Genomic DNA, 19,776 nt, shown 5'->3' with positions numbered 1-19,776 from the left:
GACGCTTTTTTAACATCCATGTATCTGAGAGATACGTGGCCAAGCAACTTATTTTTTACTGAATAAAACGTAACGCTCATTATCTTGATTGGTGAATAAATACAATGCTTTGTTAGGCGTTAGTTGGATGAAATATTCACTATAACCTGAACAATATTGAATGTGCATACCTGAATAAGTGTTTTTGGTATCTATATATTGTAATAAGGCTCGCACTTGTCCCGTTTGCGCTGTGTTGTCTTGTAGATTTTTCGACGTGCTTTGGTATTTGAGAATATCAACATATTGAGAGGTCAAATGGAATAAATGACGGCTCAAGGCTTGTTTTAAGGCAGCACCTGTAAAAGTCGTGGTTTGTATGCTGAGTGCGGCGTTTTGATGGCGACAAGTGTCCTCCTCAGTGCTTAAATGTCCGCTGTCAAAACCCATGGCTGAAACATGGATGTTGTTGGGAATGGCGGCATTTTGTTTGCCAAACTGCATCTGCCAATGACCGTAAGTATGATGATTGGGATTGATTTGTGTTGTATTTGCATAAGTGAGCACAGAAATTGCGCCAAATAAGCAAGATAATGCGTATTTTTTCCACATAATATTTTCTTTGGTTATTCTTGAATAATGTGCTTATCGTGAAGCAGAAGTAAGCTTGATGAATGGATACATTGGTTTTTTTGCCTTTATTTTAGTAAGTAAGTCACTGTTTCATTTGAAATTATAATGTTTTTATGGCTAAGCCCATTTGAGATAACGCAGATAGAAGAGGTTATGATGGAATTAGAGGCATTGATTGGAGCTGATGCTAAAAATTCACCATTTGAAATTTTTATAATATTGTTATTGGTTTTTCAATAAATTGTCATAATTTTATAAAAATTAATTTATTAAGTAACAATGAATCATTATATAAATAATGGTTAATACATGGTTATTATTAAAATTCAAAATATATTTTTAATATATAAATATCATATATTTTTTATATTTATATATTAATAATTTTCAAATTAAAATGAAATAAAACGGATTTTTTATTTTTTATTTCTTTCTGAAATTAAATCTTAAATTGAGATTAATTTTTTGGTATTTGTATTTTTAAAATCAGTAATGTATATTCCAATAATATTTATTTTATTAGCATAAAAATAAATGACAAAATCATTTTAAAGTGTAATTTTATATTGATTCTTATCGAAATGGCGACCTGAAATGATTTAAGGTCGCTTTTTAATGTTAATCAAAATAAAATTATTGAATTGACATTAATAAGACGAATGAAGTCATTATGTCCCAGTTCATGAATTGGGTATTTTGTGACTTGGTTTTGAAGTGTCAAAGATTTTTAAAGGTGGGTGTTTTGAAAAGCAGTAAATCAATTGGGGTATGACATGTAGAAAAAGGTCGGATGTGCGAAAGTAAGACCTTGGATTTGGATGCTTGAAGTTCAATATAACAATCGTGTGATACCTGTTTTCGTAAGTTGTTTTATTTTTTATGATACAGAAAGTTTTACAATGAAATTGACGTATTTAGCACTTATTATGGGAACACTCGCTACATTGACCGCGTGTGGTGGCAATGCATCATCTACCGGGGCAGAATCACAAACACCCGCACCGCCTTCTAAAAACATCAGTGGTGAAGCTTATTCTGGTCCTGAAAAATCGGCCAGTGGTGAGCGTTATTTGACAGTGGCCTCTTGGGGCGGAGCTTATCAAGACACGCAGCGTAAAATTTTCTTTACCCCATTTGCAGAGCAATTGGGTGCACCAGTTGTGGATAAATCTTATGATGGTGGTTATGACATTTTGAAAACCAAAGTCGAAACGGGCAATCCTGATTGGGACTTGGTGCAAGTGGAAGCCGAAGAATTGGCTTTGGGTTGTGAAAATGGCTTGTTCGAAAAAATGGACTGGAGCCCATTGGGAGACCCTGCTAAATATATTGATGGGGCAATTCATGAATGTGGCGTCGGTAATATTGTTTGGTCTACCATTTTGACGTATGACGCAGACAAAATGGCGCAAGCACCTAAATCTTGGGCAGATTTTTGGAATGTGAGTCAATTTCCAGGCAAGCGTTCTTTGCGCAAAGGTCCTAAATATACTTTAGAGTTTGCTTTGTTATCAGATGGTGTGCCACCGCATGAGGTTTATAAAACCTTGTCTACGCCTGAAGGCGTGAATCGTGCTTTCAAGCGTTTGGATACATTGAAACCACATATTATTTGGTGGGAAAAAGGTTCTCAGCCTTTGGAATATTTGGCTGAAGGTAAAGTGGTTATGGCATCGGCTTATAGTGGTCGTATTCCTGCTTTGAATCAAGCAGATAAGCGCAATTTCAAAGTAGTATGGCCTGAAAGTATTTATGCCATTGACAGCTGGGTGATTTTGAAAAATGCAGCCAACAAAGAAGCTGCTATGAATTTGATTCAATTCACCAGTGATGCAGAGCGACAATCTCAATTGGCTGCCAATCAAATTGCTTATGGTTTACCCAATAAAGAAGCTGGCGCGAAAGTACCGTTAGAGTTTGCGAAAAACTTGCCAACCACACCAGCAAATATGCCAGGTGCGATTCCATTGGATGTGAATTTCTGGGTACAAAATTCTGAGACTTTGAACAAGCGCTTTAATGCTTGGCTAGGTAGTTAAGATAGCTGTTTTATTGATGAGAAATATCTAAAACGACTTGAATGATTTTCAAGTCGTTTTTTTATGGTCGTTGAAAATGAAATTAGGTTTTAGCTAGGGTGATTTTTACCTTATTGATGTCAGTTTATATGGCGCTTAAACAGTTTTTTGGTGGTATTTTCTGTGTTGTATAAGTGTATTTTTAAAATTTTTATATAGAAGTTAATTTCTTTTTTGCTGAATTGTCTATGATTTTAATGATTATTCTTGAATTATTTATGATAATTAAATAAATTGTAAGTGTGGGTAGAATTAGAATGTTAGTAAAGATTGATTGAGGTGTGATGTTGTATGAAATGTAATCAATCAAGAGGGGTATAACATGTAGAGAAGGTCGGTGTTTTGGGGGAGGAGACCTTGAATTGAGATGGTTTAAATTCAATGAAAAAATCGTGTGATACCTGTTTTTATCAGTAGTTTGTTTAAGATACAGGAAGTCTGATAATGAAATTGACAAATTTGGCACTCGTAATCGGCACGTTGATTGTCACAGCAGCTTGTGGTGGCGAAGCATCGTTAACAGGACTAGACTCTGATGCACCGGTACCCGCTTCTAAAAATATTACAGGTGAGGCTTACTCTGGTTCTGAAAGATCGGCAAGTGGAGAGCGTTACTTGACGGTGGCATCTTGGGGTGGGGCATATCAAGATGTACAACGTAAAATTTTCTTTCAGCCTTTTGCGCAAAAATTGGGCACGCCTGTGGTCGATAAATCGTATGATGGCGGCTATGATATTTTGAAAAATCAAGTGGCTAAAGGCAATCCAGATTGGGATTTGGTGCAAGTTGAGGCTGAAGAATTGGCTTTGGGATGCAATGAAGGTTTGTTTGAAAAACTGGATTGGTCTAAATTGGGCAGCCCTGCTAAGTTTGTCGATGGCGCGAGCAGTGAGTGTGGGGTGGGCAGTATTGTTTGGTCAACGGTTTTGACATATGACGGTGACAAAATGGCGCATGGACCTAAGTCGTGGGCTGATTTTTGGGATGTGAAAAAATTCCCAGGCAAGCGTGCTTTGCGCAAGGGTGCCAAATACAATTTGGAATTTGCGCTGCTCTCAGAAGGCGTACCGCTGAATAAGGTTTATCCAACTTTGTCGACACCAGAAGGGGTGAATCGAGCCTTTAAGCGTTTGGAGGTTTTAAAACCCCATATTATTTGGTGGGAAAAAGGGTCTCAACCTTTGGAATATTTGGCTGAAAGTCGCGTGGTGATGGCATCCGCTTACAGTGGTCGCATTCCTGCTTTGAATGCCGCGGAAAAACGCAATTTTAAAATGGTGTGGCCTGAAAGTATTTATGCGATTGATAGCTGGGTGATTTTGAAAAATGCATCGAATAAAGAAGCTGCAATGGATTTGATTGCCTTTACCAGTGAGGCCGATAATCAATCGAAATTGGCCGCTAATAATATTGCGTATGGTTTGCCAAACAAAGAAGCGGCAGCGAAAGTGCCGTTGGAGTTTGCCAAATTGTTGCCAACCACACACGCCAATATGCGTGGCACCATGCCGTTGGATGTGGATTTTTGGATTAAAAATGCTGAGGTTTTGAACAAGCGTTTTAATGCTTGGGCTGCAAATTAATCATGGATGTTACAGATGGAATAAAAAGCGTCCTGTAACTCTTTACAGGACGCTTGGTGTGGCTAGGAATCAGTGATTGCGTTGAATGACATAGTCTGCCAAACCCAGCAGCGCATCGGCAGCTTCGCCATAAGATGCGACTGCGGCTTTGGCTTCTTGCGCCAAGGCAATCGCTTGCGCACGAGCTGGCTCCAAACCCAACAACTTCACATAAGTGGGTTTGTTGGCTTCTTCGTCTTTGCCTGCGGTTTTGCCTAAAGTGGCGCTGTCTTGTTCACAATCCAATACATCGTCAATCACTTGAAATGCCAAGCCGAGCTTGTCGGCATACACATCCAAAGCGTTTAACAAAGTTTCAGACACATCGGCACAAGACAAACCGCCCAAAGCCACTGCTGCACGAATCAACGCACCTGTTTTCAAACTGTGCATGTGTTGCAATTGTTCAAGCGTCAAATCTTTGCCGACATTGGCCAAATCAATGCCTTGACCACCCGCCATGCCTAAGCTGCCTGAAGCACGCGCCAACACTTGCACACGTTTTAATTGTTGCATTGCAGGCAAGTTTACAGGACGGCTTAAAACATCAAATGCCAAAGTCTGTAACGCATCACCCACGAGCAAAGCCGTAGATTGGTCGTATTGAATATGACAAGTCGGTTTGCCTCGACGCATGCTGTCATTGTCCATTTCTGGCATGTCGTCATGCACCAAAGAATACACATGCACATATTCAATCGCTGCCATCGCTGCACTCAAAGCATCGGCATCTGCCGCACCCAAACGGGCAGCCGCAGCCGCCAGCAAAGGACGAAAACGCTTGCCACCGCCCACGCTCACATAGCTCATGGCTTCATGTAAGGTTTCTTGACCTGTGGATTCGGTGGGCAAATAACGCTCAACAGCAGCTTCAGCTTGCGCTTGAGTAGCTTGTAGCCATGCTGGAAAATCAATCGTCATTGAGATGCAACTCCTTCAATTCGTCGCCATCCAAAACTTGCAATTGCTGCTCCACGTCGGCCAATTTTTGTTGGCAAAACTGCACCAACTCATTGCCTTCTTTGTAAGCAGCCAAAGCATCTTCCAAGCTCAACTCGTTGCCTTGCATCGCTTGGGTAATGGCTTCCAAACGTGCCACAGCTTCTTCAAAGCTTTTGGCAGTTACGGCTTTTTTCATGCAAAATCCTTAGATGCGGTTGGCCAATTCAACGGCTTTACCGATGTAGGTTTCAGGACGCAAAGCCAACAATTTTTCTTTTTCGGCTTGTGGAATATCCAATTTTTCAATGAAAATTTTCAATGTTTCAGGTGTGATACCACCTTTACCACGGGTCAAATCTTTCAATTGCTCGTAAGGATTTGGCACGGCAAAGCGACGCATCACTGTTTGAATCGGCTCAGCCAACAATTCCCAAGTTGCATCCAAATCCGCTAACAAAGCTGCTGGATTGGTTTCCAATTTGTTCAAGCCACGCAAATGAGCAGACCAGCCTAAAATGGTGTAACCCAAGCCTACGCCCATGTTGCGTAGCACCGTTGAGTCGGTTAAGTCACGCTGCCAGCGAGATACAGGCAATTTTTCAGCCATGAAGCTCAACACAGCGTTGGCCATGCCCAAATTGCCTTCTGAGTTTTCAAAGTCAATTGGATTGACTTTGTGCGGCATGGTTGAAGAACCGACTTCGCCAGCTTTGACTTTTTGTTTGAAGTAACCCAAAGAAATATAGCCCCAAACGTCACGGTTAAAGTCCACCAAAATGGTGTTTACGCGCGTCAAGGTTTGGAAGAATTCGGCGATGTAATCGTGTGGTTCAATTTGAATTGTGTAAGGATTGAAAGTGATGCCCAAAGATTTCACAAATGAGCTGCAATGTTTTTCCCAATCCACTTCTGGGTAAGCGACCATGTGAGCATTGTAGTTGCCCACCGCACCATTGATTTTGCCCAAGAATTCTTGCGCTTTTAAGCCTTCAACTTGGCGTTGCAAACGGAATACTACGTTCGCCAACTCTTTGCCCAAAGTGGTTGGGGTTGCAGGTTGACCGTGAGTACGCGCCATCATTGGCATCGCTGAAAATTCGTGTGACATGTCAGTCAATTTGCTGATAATGTCTTGCAATGCAGGCAATACTACTTCATCACGAGCGGTTTTTAACATCAAAGCATGGCTCAAGTTGTTGATGTCTTCACTGGTACAAGCAAAGTGGATGAATTCGCTCACAGCCAATACTTCAGGCACGCCGCTGAAACGTTCTTTTAACCAATATTCAATCGCTTTGACGTCGTGATTGGTGGTCGCTTCAATGCTTTTAACCACTGCAGCGTCTGCCAAAGAGAAGTTTGCCATCACATCGTTGATTTCTTTGATGGTCAAATCTGAAAAAGCAGGCACTTCGGCAATTTTTTCTTCTGCTGCTAAGGCTTTGAGCCAAGACAATTCCACTTGTACACGGAATTTCATCAAACCATATTCAGAGAAAATAGGGCGCAAAGCCTCTACTGATTTCGCGTAACGACCATCAAGTGGGCTAAGAGCGTAAATACTGTCCATTTTTGCGTTTCTTTCGTTGTACTAAAGTAAAGCTTAAAGCTGAAGTATCCTGTCAGCATCAGCAGGAAAATAGTTTGTTTATTGAGGCGCTGTTTCCACTTGTAATGGAATTTTGCCTTTGGGTTGAACGCTCAACCAAGTTTGTAAGTTTTGTAGCCGTGAAACAATATTGTCAGTCACATTTTGAGCTGCATCATGATCGGCTTGCGTAATGTGGTTTTGAGATTGGGCAAATAAAACCGTATCCAAAAGCCGATAAGCATGCATGTTGGGGCGACAATAATGCAACACTGTAATGTCATTCAAACCCACATTGTCAAATGCCACACCCATTTGGGTGACTTGTAATACCGCCAATCCCAGCGCAACATCTTCACCACCTAAGCGGCGAAACAATTGGTCTTGCGGGAAACCACCACAAGCGAGTAAAAATGCACGCCTGAAAATCATATTGCCGCCAACCGTCATTTCTACATGTCGCCAACCATAGGAAAAATTAGGATGTTGGGCATATTTTTCATCCAAATCCACGGGTTTTAAGCCCAAGCGCAACATAGGAATTTCAGGTCGAAACTGCATCACCGCACTCGCAAAACCCAAAACATGGCGCTCGTATGCATCATCGGCATCTAAAAAAGCAACGACGTCGGCTTGACTAACCAACATACCCCAATTGCGTGCCCGAGCCACACCGCTATTTTGAGGCAGTTTTTCAATCACGATGTGTTGTGGAAAACGAGCTTGATAAGATTGTGCGATAGCGACGCTGGCATCGCTAGAAGCATCATCCACAATAATGATGCGCCCCAAATAATCTTGTACCAATACACTTTCTAAAGCACGCGCCAAAGTAGCAGCAGCATTATAACAGGGAATGATGACATCGATTTTGTTGGTTTGGCTCATAATAGATAGGGTCAGAGGATGACAGATGGTAAATTGGAATCAAATAAACCGTTATTTTAACGCATATTTGATTCCAAGATGAGATTGAATTGGTGAGTTTGCTTGGCCGATGGTCAGACTAATCAATTTTTGTTCCAGCTTTAAAAATGGCCATCAAGAGTGTCTGTACAGTTTGAAAACAAAATGAAAGAAACGATGGCAATGGATGTAAATAAGCGTCCTGTAAATTACAGGACGCTTGATGACATTTTATTGATGAATCAATTTAAATCCGACCGAATTTACCGCTGTTAAAATCATGGATAGCAGCGCGAATTTCGTCTTCAGTATTCATCACAAACGGACCATAAGCGGCAATCGGCTCATCAATCGGCACACCAGACAACACCAAAACTTTGGCATCTTCATCGCCTTGCGCTGCCAAATTCACAGCACCAGTACCATCGTGAAAGCCCACCAATTGACCTGCTTTGGCAACGTCTTTGCCGTTAAACAATACTTCGCCACGCAAAACGACCATGCTCAAAGTGTGGTTATCAGGCACGTTGATATCGGTTTGTTTGCCTGCATGCAACACCATGTCCCACACATTCATTTCTGTAAATGTATCGGCAGCACCATCCACGTTTGCATAATCGCCTGCAATCAAACGCACATGACCCGCTTCATCGGCAAATTCCACCACAGGAATGTCTTTTTTAGCCAAATGTTGGTAACGCGCTGGTGTGGCTTTGTCTTTGGCTGGCAAATTTACCCACAATTGCACCATCTCAAACATGCCGCCTGCTTGGGCAAATGTTTCAGAATGAAACTCTTCGTGAATAATGCCGTTGCCTGCAGTCATCCATTGCACATCGCCTTCTTGAATCACGCCACCGCCACCAGTGGAATCACGGTGAGCTACTTCGCCTTGGTAAGCAATGGTCACAGTTTCAAAACCTTTGTGAGGGTGAGCGCCCACACCCCGTTTGGCACCTGCTTTAGGTGGGAAATTGTAAGGTGCGGCATAATCCAACATCAAAAATGGATTGGTATTTTTATCCAAGCTCGTGTGAGAAAACAAAGGTTCTACCCAAAAACCATCACCCACCCAGTGACGCGGATTTTTAGCATAAACTTGACGAACTTCACGCATGATTTTTCTCTTTTCTTCAATGATTGATTCTGTGCGCTTTTGGCAAACGCTTTCAGGACGCTTGTCAAAGCTTGGTTAATTCACTTGCATCGTGCCTGCCCATTGGTGTGCACGCAATTTCAATGGCGTTACATCAGTACCTTCTGGGTCTAATACGGTCACATTGGCTAAAGTATTGGTCATTTGACCACGCACTTGGCGCAAATAAGTTTGGCGCAATGCGTCACGTTCTGCCAATTCTGCTGCGCTCAAACCCTCTGCACGTGCTTTGCGAGCCAAAGTGTTGATGCGATCCAATTCGATAATACGCATGAGAGTTTCCTTTCGAGTGAAGCAGAACCAACATTGGTTCTGTGCGTGGTTAAATTTCATTGGTTTGTTTGTTTCGATGGGTGTATTATAGCCCATACATTTTTTTTAGATAGTACGCACATTTTTTATACTGTTAAATGAATATGAACACAATAAATTTAAACTATGAATTAGAGGCACAGGCGGCAACTTGTCCTGTGCATGTGACATTGGATGTGATAGGTGGCAAATGGAAGGTCTTGATTTTATACCATTTGTGCCAAGGAACGCAGCGTTTCAATGAATTGCGCCGTTTGTTGCCTGACATTACGCAACGCATGTTGACCTTGCAGTTGCGTGAGTTAGAACAAGCGGGTATTGTCCATCGAGAAGTGTATCCGCAAGTGCCGCCAAAAGTAGAATACTCTTTGACTGAGTTTGGCAAAACTTTGATGCCTGTGATTCAAGTCATGCACGATTGGGGTATGCAATACCAATGTGAGTGCCAACATTACAAACAATTGGCGAAAGAACACAGTTAAACCTTTCGTCCAAACACATGGAGCCATGCATGCGTACTTTGGGTTTGATTGGTGGGATGTCGTGGGAATCGACGGCTTTGTATTATCAGCAAATCAATCGAGGCGTACAGGACGCTTTGGGTGGTTTGCATTCGGCACAATTGATTTTAATCAGTGTGGATTTTGCAAAAATTGCCTATTTGCAACAACAAGGACGTTGGGAAGAAGCGGGCGTGATGCTGGCCAATGCCGCTCAGTCTTTGCAAAAAGCAGGCGCAGAAGCGATAGTGTTGTGTACCAATACCATGCACAAAGTCGCTGAGGCGATAGAGCAAGCCATTACCGTACCTTTATTGCACATTGCCGATGCGACTGCTGACCAAATTGTGGCGCAAGACATCCAAAAAGTGGCTTTATTGGGTACGGCATTCACGATGGAACAAGATTTTTACCGTGAGCGTTTGCATGTACAAGGTTTGGAAGTGTTGTTGCCCAATGAAGCAGAACGTGCCGAGATTCATCGCATCATTTATGCGGAGTTGTGTTTGGGTCAAGTCTTGCCCGAAAGTCGCCAAATATATACTGATATCATGCAGCGTTTGGTGGCCGAAGGTGCGCAAGGCATCATTTTGGGCTGTACCGAAATTGTGATGTTGGTCGGTGATGTGGATGTGGGCGTACCGCTTTTTGATACGACTGCGTTGCATGCTCAAAAAGCAGTGGCATTTTCGTTGAATTAAAATCAGCGTCCTGTAAACTTTTTTACAGGACGCTGATGATACAGTTGATTTGTTTTAAAACCACTGACAAAACGCTTGTTGGACAGGCGATACAGGGTTTAAAAAAACATACAATTGGTTTTAATGTTGCGTACCTTTAATCAATTCATCCAACATGAATTCGGTATTGCTCAAGCCCGGACCCACCAAATACCAAGCATTGGCATCTACCAAAATGATTTTGGCTTTTGATTGATTCAAAATCGGATTTTTTTTCCATTCTTCCAAAGCGGTGTATTCATTGGTATTGACCGCACCACGATCCAAAACAATCACATAATCAGGCTGGGCTGCCACAGCGGCCTGTAAACGTGCATCGGCTTTGGCTTTGGCTGCCAAAGCTTCTGGAGAACCTGCTTCAGGACGAGGTGTGGCAGGGGCGTTAGGGTCTTTTGGTGGCACCACAGGCAATACTGATTTCAGGCCGCTAAATTCATACACATAACCAAAACGCTCGCCTTCAGCGTGTGGCATGAAATTGCCTTTATTGGTGAACAACATCAAAGCGGTTTTGCCTTTGGTTTGCGCTTTGAGTTTGGCTTGTTTGGTGTCGATGATTTGCAAACGCTTGGCAGCTTGTGCTTGTTTGCCAAACAAATCGGCAAATAGTTCGGTGCGCGCTTTCAAATCAGGCATCAAATTATCGGTATCTGGGCTTAAATTTAAAACAGGTGCAATGCCTTGAAGTGTATCGGCTTTGGCTTGTGAGCGACCACCCAAAACAATCAAATCAGGTTTTTGTGCATTCAAAACCGCCACATCAGGCTCAAACAAAGTCCCTGCTTTGATGGCAAGATTGCCATTGTAAACATTCAATTGATTGGGGAAACTGGTCTCAGGAACAATTTGCGCTTGGATGCCCAAAGCGTTCAAAGTGTCCAACGCCGACAATTCATACACTGCCAATTTTTGAGGCGTTTGTTGCAATTGAATCGTTTGTGCTTTCCAAACAATGTTTTGAGCTGTTGCTGTTTGAGCGAGCAACAAAGTGGCACTGATTAATGCGCCGGCAATCACAGTTTTTTGTTTCATTTTAGTTTGATGTCATTTTAGAAAAGTGCGCACAGTATATATCTAAATAATAATGATTATCAATTTAATAAGATGAAAAATTTAGAGTACAGACTGTTATTTAAAAACAGCGTCCTGTAAATGTTTACAGGACGCTGTTCGGAGAATTGGGTTCAATGATTGGCTTGTAAATAATCTTCCAAGCTTTGTTGGCGATATTGGTATTCTTCGCTGATGCAAGCCACGCGTGAGCCGCATTGATTGCGATTTCGTAACCATTGCAATTGCTCGCCACGAATATAAGGGCTTTGGTCGCTCAAACGCATTACAATTTCATAGGTATTGGCGAGTTTGACATCGGCTTTGCTCAAACGGGCATTGGCGCAAATGGTTTCTTCGGTGGCGTTACCAGCTTTGTTACAATTGAAACTGGCCGCTTGTGTCGTAGGCAAAAGCATCAAACCGCTGGCTGCAATCAGACTCAATATAATGACTTTATTCATGGTTTTCTCCTTAGTTATCAAACCAATATTGGTATGCTTGATTGATGATAAAACAATTATTTGCCGTTGCAAATGTGGCGATGGTAAAGCTGTTGAAATGCTGCTTGCAGTAGCAAATTGTGGGCAAACAAAAAGCCACCGCAATGGTGGCTTGGCGCATGTGTGAGCGTGATACCAATTGATTATTCAGGTTGGCGCGCATCGCGAAAAGCATCGATAATCGGCTGGATTTCGCCAAACTTCAATTTCAAAGCAGCTTTGTTGACGACCAAGCGGCTAGAAATGTCGCTGATGTGTTCGACGGCTTGCAAATCATTGGCTTTTAACGTGCTGCCTGTAGAAACCAAATCGACGATGGCATCTGATAAACCCACCAACGGACCCAACTCCATAGAACCATACAATTTGATGATGTCTACGTGCATGCCTTTTTTGGCAAAGTGTTCCATCGCAATATTAGGGTATTTGGTGGCGACTTTTAAACGGCTGCCAGCGCGTGAAGCCGTGGCATAATCAAAATCTTTGTGTACCGCGACCATCATGCGGCATTTGGCAATGCGCAAATCCAATGGTTGGTATAAGCCATCGCCACCGTGTTCGGTCAAAACGTCACGACCTGCAATACCCAAATCCGCAGCGCCATATTGCACATAGGTTGGTACGTCTGTGGCACGCACAATCACCAAGCGAATGTTGGGATGGTTGGTATCAATGATCAGTTTGCGAGATTTTTCAGGATCTTCCGCAGGCACGATGCCCGCAGCTGCCAACAAAGGCAAGGTTTCATCAAAAATACGCCCTTTAGACAAGGCGATGGTCAAATTTTGGGATGCAGTCATGTTCTTAATTCAGTCAAAAAAGTGGCGGGTGGGACGTGCCCAAGCGCAAATAATCGTTCTGCCGTAGCAGGAGAAGCTCATGCTTGGTGTGATTAGAACACAAAAAACAGTGTTTTTCCCAAGCCAATGGATAGGCCCATTACACCAAACTGACCAAGCTTTGTCTATGTTACAGGACGCTGGCCGCTTATGAAGCTTGTTGTATCAAGCTTCCCACAAACCGACCCAACACACACATCTTGGTACACCATGCAACATTTTAACAAACTTGCTTTGTTTGATGGTGACTGCTTGATGACTCGATGGTTTTAATGCAAATTTTCACGCATTGCTTGCAGACCGCCTGTATGAATAAATAATATGCGTTGCTGTTGAGACAAGCGTCCTGTAAGCAAATCATCACGCAAACGGTATAAGGCTTTGGCAGTGTAAATCGGCTCTAAAGGCAGATTTTGTTGTTGCATGTCATGAATGAAATCCAATAACACCGCATTGAATTTACCATAACCATCAAACACATTTTCCGATAAAATTTCCCAATTGTTTTGCGTCACCCATGGCGTGATGGTGTGTGACAAATGTTCGCTTTTTAAGGCCGCAAAACCCACAATCCGTTGTGTTGGCTCACTGGCGTTGATGATGCCCGCCACCGTTCCGCCCGTTCCGACTGCACACACAATCACATCAAAATTTTGTCGGTCGTATGCCGATAAAATCGCTTCACAGCCGACCACTGCCGCCAAATTGCTGCCGCCTTCAGGAATGATGTAAGCCTGCGGATAACGCTGTTGCAAGGCGTTTAAAAATTCTGGCGTGTGTTTTTGGCGGTATTGTTCACGGCTGACAAATTGCAATTGCATGCCCAAATTACAAGCGTCCTGTAAGGTGGGATTGAGCGGTTTGTCTGCCAATTCTTGCCCACGAATGATGCCAAGACTGTCTAAGCCGCATTCATGTGCCGCGTGCGCCAAAGCGTGAATGTGGTTGGAATACGCACCACCAAAACTGATGAGCAAGGTTTTGCCTTGCGCTTGAGCGGCCTGTAAATTGTATTGGAGTTTGAAAAATTTGTTGCCTGAAATGTGTGGATGTACCAAATCCAAGCGTTTGACAGTGACACACACATTATCAGTCAAAGCCACATTTTGATAAGGTATTGGACGTGCAACCAACATGGTTTTATCGCAACAAAGCTTGGATGTCTTGGGCAATGGCTTCGGCTTTGCTGCCATAAGGCAAGTATACTGCCGCTTTGCCCTGTGGATTAACCAAATACAAACCTGCGCTGTGGTCTACGGTGTAATGCCCGTCACTGACCGGTACTTTGGTTGCAGCGACTTTCCATGCTTTCAAAACAGGTGCCATCGCGGCGTCGTCTGGTGCCGTTAAGCCAATGAAGCGCTCGTCAAACAATGGCACATATTCTTTCAAAACCGTAGGCGTATCGCGGCTTGGGTCGACTGACACAAACAATACTTGTACTTTTGCCGCATCTTCGCCCAATAATTTCATCGTTTTGGCCAAATCCAATAAATTGGTTGGGCACACATCAGGACAATGGGTATAGCCAAACGAGACTGCCACCACTTTGCCTTGAAAATCTTGTAATGAGGCAGGGTTACCATTGGAATCAATTAAGCGCAAATCGTCGCCCAAAGATTCTTCGATGGCACTGCCATGGAGTTTCACATTGACGGCTGCATTTTGAGTCGCTGGTGTTTTGTTGGAAGTGGATTCAGCACTGCAAGCGATTAAGCCCAGTGCCATGAGTGCGACACAAAGATAAGTTTTCATACACGACTTTCCAAAATCAAGCGTCCTGTAAGTTTACAGGACGCTTACTTAGAAGAGATTATTCGCTAATGCGGGCAATATTGGCACCGACGCCACCGAGTTTGGCTTCGATGTGTTCGTAACCACGGTCTAGATGGTAAATGCGTTCGACTGTGGTTTCGCCTGTGGCCACCAAACCTGCAATGACCAAGCTTGCTGACGCACGCAAATCGGTTGCCATTACGCTTGCGCCTGACAAGGTGTCGACGCCTTGCACCAAAGCGGTATTGCCTTCGGTAGTGATGTTGGCACCCATGCGATTGAGTTCTGGCACGTGCATGAAGCGGTTTTCAAAAATCGTTTCGGTCACTTTTGAAGCACCGCTGGCAATGGCGTTCATGGTCATGAATTGCGCTTGCATGTCGGTTGGGAACGCAGGATGTGGCAAAGTGCGGATGTTGACAGGGCGAGGGCGTTCTTGCATGTCGATCAAAATCCAATCATCGCCCGCTTCAATGTGTGCGCCTGCTTCGACCAATTTGTCTAAAACAGCCGTCATGGTTTTAGGCGCTGCGTTGCGCAAAACCACTTTGCCACCTGTCATCGCCACTGCACACAAGAACGTACCCGCTTCGATGCGGTCAGCCACCACAGCATGTTCTGCACCATGTAAGCTTTCAACGCCTTCGATGGTGATGGTTTGGGTGCCCAAGCCGTAAATTTTGGCGCCCATTTTGATCAAACATTCGCCCAAATCCACCACTTCAGGTTCAACGGCTGAGTTTTCCAAAACCGTGGTGCCTTCAGCCAAACACGCTGCCATCATCAAGTTTTCAGTGCCACCAACGGTTACCATGTCCATGACGATGCGCGTGCCTTGCAAGCGTTTGGCTTTGCATTTGGCTTTGACGTAACCATTTTCAATCACGATGTCCGCGCCCATCGCTTCCAAGCCTTTTAAGTGCTGGTCAACAGGACGTGAGCCGATGGCGCAACCACCAGGCAAACTCACTTCAGCCTCACCAAAATGTGCCAAAGTCGGACCCAAAACCAAAATCGACGCGCGCATGGTGCGTACCAAATCGTATGGTGCGCAAACATTGTTCAAGGTGCCGCAAGTGATGTCAAAAGTATCAACATCATTGGTCGATACGGTCACGCCCATGCCTTCGAGCAATTTGTGCGTGGTTTTCACATCGCGCAACATCGGCACGTTGGTCAAACGCAAAGTGTCTTTGGTTAACAAAGCCGCACACATCAAAGGCAAAGCGGCATTTTTAGCACCTGAAACAGTGATTTCACCGTTCAATGGGCCATTGGCACGGATGACTAATTTATCCATGTGAATCTTTCAAAAATGGGCGTCCTATAACAGTTTACAGGGCGGTTAAGTAATTGTGATTGAATATTAACGGGCTTTGCTTGCCCATTCGGTTGGAGTGGCTGCTGCGGCAATCGACAACGCATGCAACTCATTGCTGGCGATTTTGTCAGCCAAGCCATCTTTAATCAAGCGGTGGCGTGCCAAACGGGCTTTGCCTTCAAACTGGCTAGACACGATGTGAGCATAAAAGTGATGACCATCGCCTTCGACTTCGATGTGTTCGCATGGCAAAACATTGCCTATCATTTGTTTGACTTGTTCAGGAGTTAGCATGGGAGTGTCCTTTTCATATTCTAATGTCTCAATTTATAACCTGATTTTAACAGCATTAAGATGCCGATAGAGGTGGCGAGCCAAGAAATCGTCACCACGCTCAGCGATAGCCAAGGCGACACATCGCTGTGACCGAAAAAGCCGTAGCGAAAGCCATCTATCATGTAAAAAATCGGGTTGAAATGGCTCAATGTGCGCCAAAATTCAGGCAAACTGTTGATGGAGTAAAACACGCCTGACAAAAATGTTAAAGGCATAATAATGAAATTTTGGAACAAGGCCATTTGGTCAAATTTCTCTGCCACAATGCCAGCGAGCAAACCCAAAGAGCCCATAATGGCACAGCCCATCACCGCAAACATCAGCGCCCACAATGGTGATACTGGCATGGTCAAACCGAAGAAAGCGCAGACCGCCAAGACCCCGACCCCGACAAATAAGCCACGGGCAATTGCCGCACAGACATAAGCCAAGTAAAACGAGAAAGTAGAAATCGGCGGCAGCAAAATGAAAATCAAATTGCCGCTTAAGCGCGATTGAATCAACGAGCTGGAGGCATTGGCAAACGCATTTTGCGTCATCGACATGATGGCCAGACCTGGAATCAAGAATGCCGCATAAGACACGCCCGGTAAAATATCAGGTTGACCTTTCATCACATGACTGAAAATCAATTGGTAGAGCAAAGCTGTCATTACAGGCGCAAAAATCGTTTGAAAACCGACTTTCCAAAAACGCAAAATTTCTTTTTTTAAGAGGGTAGGAAAGCCTGTTAACATGTGACAACTCCTTTGGTGTTGTCTTGCATCAATCGTAAAAACACTTGTTCCAAGTCGTTTTCTAAAATGTTCAAAGTTTTCACAGCCACATATTCGTATTGTAAAGTCGATAACACATACGCCAATTGGGCATATTCGCTCAATTGCAAAATGATTTCTGTTCCAGTGCTTGGAATTTGCCATTTGCGCAACGCTTCAGGCAGTGCAGCAGATAAAGTCATGGCAATGCGCACACCATTACTAGAGCGCAATAAATTGGCGGTGCTGTCTAATGCCACCAATTCGCCTTTTTTCATCATGGCAATGCGATTGCACAAACTTTGCGCTTCTTCTAAGTAATGCGTGGTCAAGATAATGGTGTGACCTTGTCCATGCAATTCTTTGATGAAAGCCCACAAACTTTGGCGCAATTCTACGTCTACGCCCGCAGTCGGCTCATCCAATACAATCACAGGCGGACGGTGTACCAAGGCTTGACCGACCATCAAACGGCGTTTCATGCCGCCTGAAAGATTGCGCGTGTTGGTATTGGCTTTGTCGGACAGATGCAATTTGTGCAGCAATTCGTCTATCCAAGCATCGTTTTTGCGTATGCCAAAATAACCTGATTGAAATTGCAAGGTTTCACGCACGGTGAAAAATGGGTCAAATACCAATTCTTGTGGCACCACACCCAAACTCATGCGCGCTTGGTTGGGCTGCTTGCGCGTATCAAAGCCCATGATATTGATATGACCTTGACTTAAATGTGCCAAACCTGCCATGGCGGAAATGAGCGTGGTTTTGCCTGCGCCATTGGGACCGAGCAAACCAAAAAACTCGCCTTGTTTCACGTCAAAGCTCACCCCTTTTAAGGCTGTAAAACCATTGCGATAGGTTTTTTGGGCGTTTGCGATGACCAAAGCACTGTCAGATTGTGTATTCATGTGCTGGTATTCTTTAGAAAAATCAAAAATAGGGCTCAAAAGCAGAGGCGCATCATAACACAATCGGCATTCTTGCTCGCATGCGCTTGAATGTATGCCAATGAAAACAAAATTTTACAGGACGCTGAGTCAGAATAAGGCTGGTTTGCAGTGCAATATGGATTGTAGCGATGAATAAAGCGTTATTTTGAGAATAAATTAATGATGAGATGGGAGTCGAATGAATGCTTAATAAAGCAATGCTTTACAAAAAACTTGTCGCTTGAATGAGACAAATATCATTCATAATCGTTTGATTTTTACAACAAGCCGCGCAAACAATCACTTGATAACAGAGCTAGTAACGCAACAATGGTTAATTTTAGCCATATACGTGGGCAAATATTCGGGCGATTTCGAACAAAGCGCATTATAATTCGTTTTGTTTACACTTTTTAACCGCATTTGCATTGTTGTATTTTAAGGATAATCCATGAGCCAAACGCCCCCTTCAGGCGGCTTTCTTGAGCGCTATTTTAAATTGAGTCAAAACGGCACCACGGTCAAAACCGAAGCCCTTGCCGCACTCACTACTTTTTTAACCATGTGTTACATCGTGATTGTGAACCCGATGATTTTGTCTGAGTCGGGCATGGATCATGGTGCCGTCTTCGTTGCCACATGCGTGACTGCTGCCATCGGTTGTTTTGTGATGGGCGTGGTTGCCAATTATCCGATTGCTTTGGCACCGGGTATGGGTTTGAACGCTTATTTCACTTATGCGGTGTGTTTGGGCATGGGTGTGCCGTGGCAAACAGCTTTGGGCGCGGTCTTTGTATCTGGCTTGTTGTTTTTCGCATTGAGTTTCTCCAACATTCGTGAGGCCTTGATTAATGCGATTCCGATGTCGTTGAAGTTGGCGATTGGTGCAGGCATTGGCTTGTTCTTGGCTTTAATCGGCCTGAAAAATGCGGGCATTGTTGTGGACAGTCCAGCCACTTTGGTGGCGATGGGCAGCTTGAAAGAGCCTGCGGCATTGTTGGCATTTTTAGGTTTGTTGTTGATTGCGGTGATGAGCCATTTCAAAGTTCGTGGTGCTATTATTGCCAGTATTTTGGTAGTGACTGTTATCGCAACGGCGATGGGTATCAATACCATTCATGGCATCGTGGGTCCGATTCCATCTATGGCACCGACTTTCATGCAAATGAATTTCTCTGATTTGTTCACGCCTGCTATGGTTGGTGTGATTTTCGTATTTTTCTTGGTTGATTTGTTTGATTCGACAGGTACGTTGGTTGGTGTATCTAGCCGTGCAGGCTTGTTGAAAGATGGCAAATTGCCACGTTTGAAACGTGCTTTATTGGCAGATTCTACTGCGATTACAGCAGGTGCGGTATTGGGTACGTCTTCAAGTACGCCTTATATTGAATCGGCTTCAGGTGTGGCTGCGGGTGGTCGTACTGGTTTGACCGCGGTGATTGTGGGCTTGTTGTTGTTGGCGTGTTTGTTTTTTGAACCGTTGGCACGCAGCGTCCCTGCATTTGCCACTGCACCTGCATTGATTTATGTGGGCGTCTTGATGATGCACAGCATTAAAAACATTGATTGGGAAGACATTACCGAGGCTTTGCCTGCGTTCTTGACCATTGCTTTCATGCCGTTTACTTATTCAATTGCAGATGGTATTGCAATGGGTTTCATCAGTTATGCTTTGGTAAAATTGTTCACAGGTAAAGCCAAAACCGTACCGTATATGGTGTGGATTGTGGCGGTTTTGTGGGCGTTGAAGTTTACATTCTTTGGCGGTTAGTTCATCCGTTAAATAACAAGCGTCCTGTAAATATTTACA

21 protein-coding genes are annotated in these 19,776 nt (G+C 43.8%); 5 read left to right on the top strand and 16 right to left on the bottom strand.

Translation table 11 applies throughout. From position 1 onward, the window contains the following. Positions 1-48: 48 nt before the first annotated feature. Positions 49-591 (bottom strand): hypothetical protein, encoded by a 543-nt coding sequence (locus H150_RS0111460; RefSeq protein ID WP_019959204.1) that lies wholly within the window; start codon positions 589-591, stop codon positions 49-51. Between the two features lie 947 nt (positions 592-1,538). Between H150_RS0111460 and H150_RS0111450 the strand changes: the two genes are divergently transcribed. Together H150_RS0111450 and H150_RS0111445 are read left to right on the top strand one after the other, a co-directional pair. Further along, positions 1,539-2,651 (top strand): ABC transporter substrate-binding protein, encoded by a 1,113-nt coding sequence (locus H150_RS0111450; protein ID WP_019959202.1) that lies wholly within the window; start codon positions 1,539-1,541, stop codon positions 2,649-2,651. A 483-nt stretch (positions 2,652-3,134) separates the two neighbouring features. After that, a complete protein-coding gene (locus H150_RS0111445) occupies positions 3,135-4,274 on the top strand; it encodes an ABC transporter substrate-binding protein (protein ID WP_019959201.1) in 1,140 nt (379 codons plus the stop codon). A 69-nt stretch (positions 4,275-4,343) separates the two neighbouring features. Here the strand turns inward: H150_RS0111445 and H150_RS0111440 are convergent, their stop codons facing one another. The 6 genes from H150_RS0111440 to H150_RS0111415 form a co-directional block, all read right to left on the bottom strand. After that, entirely contained in the window at positions 4,344-5,240 is an 897-nt protein-coding gene (locus H150_RS0111440) for a polyprenyl synthetase family protein (protein WP_425316057.1), read from the bottom strand. Then, complete coding sequence (locus H150_RS0111435) at positions 5,224-5,451, bottom strand: exodeoxyribonuclease VII small subunit (protein ID WP_019959199.1); 228 nt, start codon at positions 5,449-5,451, stop codon at positions 5,224-5,226. The genes H150_RS0111440 and H150_RS0111435 overlap by 17 nt, the downstream gene beginning before the upstream one ends. Before the next feature lie 9 nt (positions 5,452-5,460). After that, a complete protein-coding gene (gene purB, locus H150_RS0111430; protein WP_019959198.1) occupies positions 5,461-6,825 on the bottom strand; it encodes an adenylosuccinate lyase in 1,365 nt (454 codons plus the stop codon). Between the two features lie 78 nt (positions 6,826-6,903). After that, positions 6,904-7,731, bottom strand: coding sequence for a glycosyltransferase family 2 protein (locus H150_RS0111425; protein WP_019959197.1), 828 nt, complete (start codon positions 7,729-7,731; stop codon positions 6,904-6,906). 265 nt (positions 7,732-7,996) lie between these two features. Beyond that, positions 7,997-8,866, bottom strand: a complete 870-nt coding sequence (locus tag H150_RS0111420) for a pirin family protein (protein ID WP_019959196.1) — start codon at positions 8,864-8,866, stop codon at positions 7,997-7,999. A gap of 75 nt (positions 8,867-8,941) precedes the next feature. Beyond that, the gene (locus H150_RS0111415; protein WP_019959195.1) at positions 8,942-9,178 is read right to left on the bottom strand and encodes a DUF896 domain-containing protein; all 237 of its coding nucleotides are present in this window, start codon (positions 9,176-9,178) and stop codon (positions 8,942-8,944) included. A 143-nt stretch (positions 9,179-9,321) separates the two neighbouring features. On the opposite strand from H150_RS0111415, the gene H150_RS0111410 reads away from it, so the two are divergent. Both H150_RS0111410 and H150_RS0111405 read left to right on the top strand, forming a co-directional pair. Then, complete coding sequence (locus H150_RS0111410; protein WP_019959194.1) at positions 9,322-9,699, top strand: winged helix-turn-helix transcriptional regulator; 378 nt, start codon at positions 9,322-9,324, stop codon at positions 9,697-9,699. Between the two features lie 29 nt (positions 9,700-9,728). Then, the gene (locus H150_RS0111405) at positions 9,729-10,418 is read left to right on the top strand and encodes an aspartate/glutamate racemase family protein (RefSeq protein ID WP_019959193.1); all 690 of its coding nucleotides are present in this window, start codon (positions 9,729-9,731) and stop codon (positions 10,416-10,418) included. Positions 10,419-10,538: 120 nt separating this feature from the next. Here H150_RS0111405 and H150_RS0111400 read toward each other — a convergent pair whose 3' ends face one another. The 9 genes from H150_RS0111400 to H150_RS0111350 form a co-directional block, all read right to left on the bottom strand. Next, positions 10,539-11,489 (bottom strand): ABC transporter substrate-binding protein, encoded by a 951-nt coding sequence (locus H150_RS0111400; RefSeq protein WP_019959192.1) that lies wholly within the window; start codon positions 11,487-11,489, stop codon positions 10,539-10,541. Between the two features lie 152 nt (positions 11,490-11,641). Continuing rightward, positions 11,642-11,971, bottom strand: coding sequence for a lysozyme inhibitor LprI family protein (locus tag H150_RS0111395; protein WP_019959191.1), 330 nt, complete (start codon positions 11,969-11,971; stop codon positions 11,642-11,644). A gap of 182 nt (positions 11,972-12,153) precedes the next feature. After that, on the bottom strand, positions 12,154-12,810 hold the full coding sequence (gene hisG, locus H150_RS0111385; RefSeq protein ID WP_019959189.1) for an ATP phosphoribosyltransferase: 657 nt from the start codon (positions 12,808-12,810) through the stop codon (positions 12,154-12,156). Between the two features lie 308 nt (positions 12,811-13,118). Then, the gene (locus H150_RS0111375) at positions 13,119-13,985 is read right to left on the bottom strand and encodes a 1-aminocyclopropane-1-carboxylate deaminase/D-cysteine desulfhydrase (RefSeq protein ID WP_019959187.1); all 867 of its coding nucleotides are present in this window, start codon (positions 13,983-13,985) and stop codon (positions 13,119-13,121) included. Between the two features lie 4 nt (positions 13,986-13,989). After that, on the bottom strand, positions 13,990-14,604 hold the full coding sequence (locus H150_RS0111370) for an SCO family protein (protein WP_026353670.1): 615 nt from the start codon (positions 14,602-14,604) through the stop codon (positions 13,990-13,992). A gap of 58 nt (positions 14,605-14,662) precedes the next feature. Continuing rightward, positions 14,663-15,925: a UDP-N-acetylglucosamine 1-carboxyvinyltransferase gene (gene murA / locus H150_RS0111365; protein WP_019959185.1), complete on the bottom strand. Its 1,263-nt coding sequence runs from the start codon at positions 15,923-15,925 to the stop codon at positions 14,663-14,665. Positions 15,926-15,991: 66 nt separating this feature from the next. Further along, positions 15,992-16,240, bottom strand: a complete 249-nt coding sequence (locus H150_RS0111360; protein WP_019959184.1) for a BolA family protein — start codon at positions 16,238-16,240, stop codon at positions 15,992-15,994. 20 nt (positions 16,241-16,260) lie between these two features. Continuing rightward, positions 16,261-17,019: an ABC transporter permease gene (locus tag H150_RS0111355; protein ID WP_019959183.1), complete on the bottom strand. Its 759-nt coding sequence runs from the start codon at positions 17,017-17,019 to the stop codon at positions 16,261-16,263. Beyond that, on the bottom strand, positions 17,013-17,945 hold the full coding sequence (locus H150_RS0111350; protein WP_019959182.1) for an ABC transporter ATP-binding protein: 933 nt from the start codon (positions 17,943-17,945) through the stop codon (positions 17,013-17,015). Before H150_RS0111350 ends, H150_RS0111355 begins: the two co-directional genes overlap by 7 nt. A 472-nt stretch (positions 17,946-18,417) precedes the next feature. Between H150_RS0111350 and H150_RS0111345 the strand changes: the two genes are divergently transcribed. Further along, on the top strand, positions 18,418-19,737 hold the full coding sequence (locus tag H150_RS0111345) for an NCS2 family permease (RefSeq protein ID WP_019959181.1): 1,320 nt from the start codon (positions 18,418-18,420) through the stop codon (positions 19,735-19,737). The last annotated feature ends 39 nt before the right edge of the window (positions 19,738-19,776 follow it).

Source organism: Vitreoscilla stercoraria DSM 513, assembly GCF_000382305.1.
Taxonomy (GTDB): Bacteria; Pseudomonadota; Gammaproteobacteria; order Burkholderiales; family Neisseriaceae; genus Vitreoscilla; species Vitreoscilla stercoraria.
This window is presented reverse-complemented; position numbering and strand designations above follow the sequence as displayed.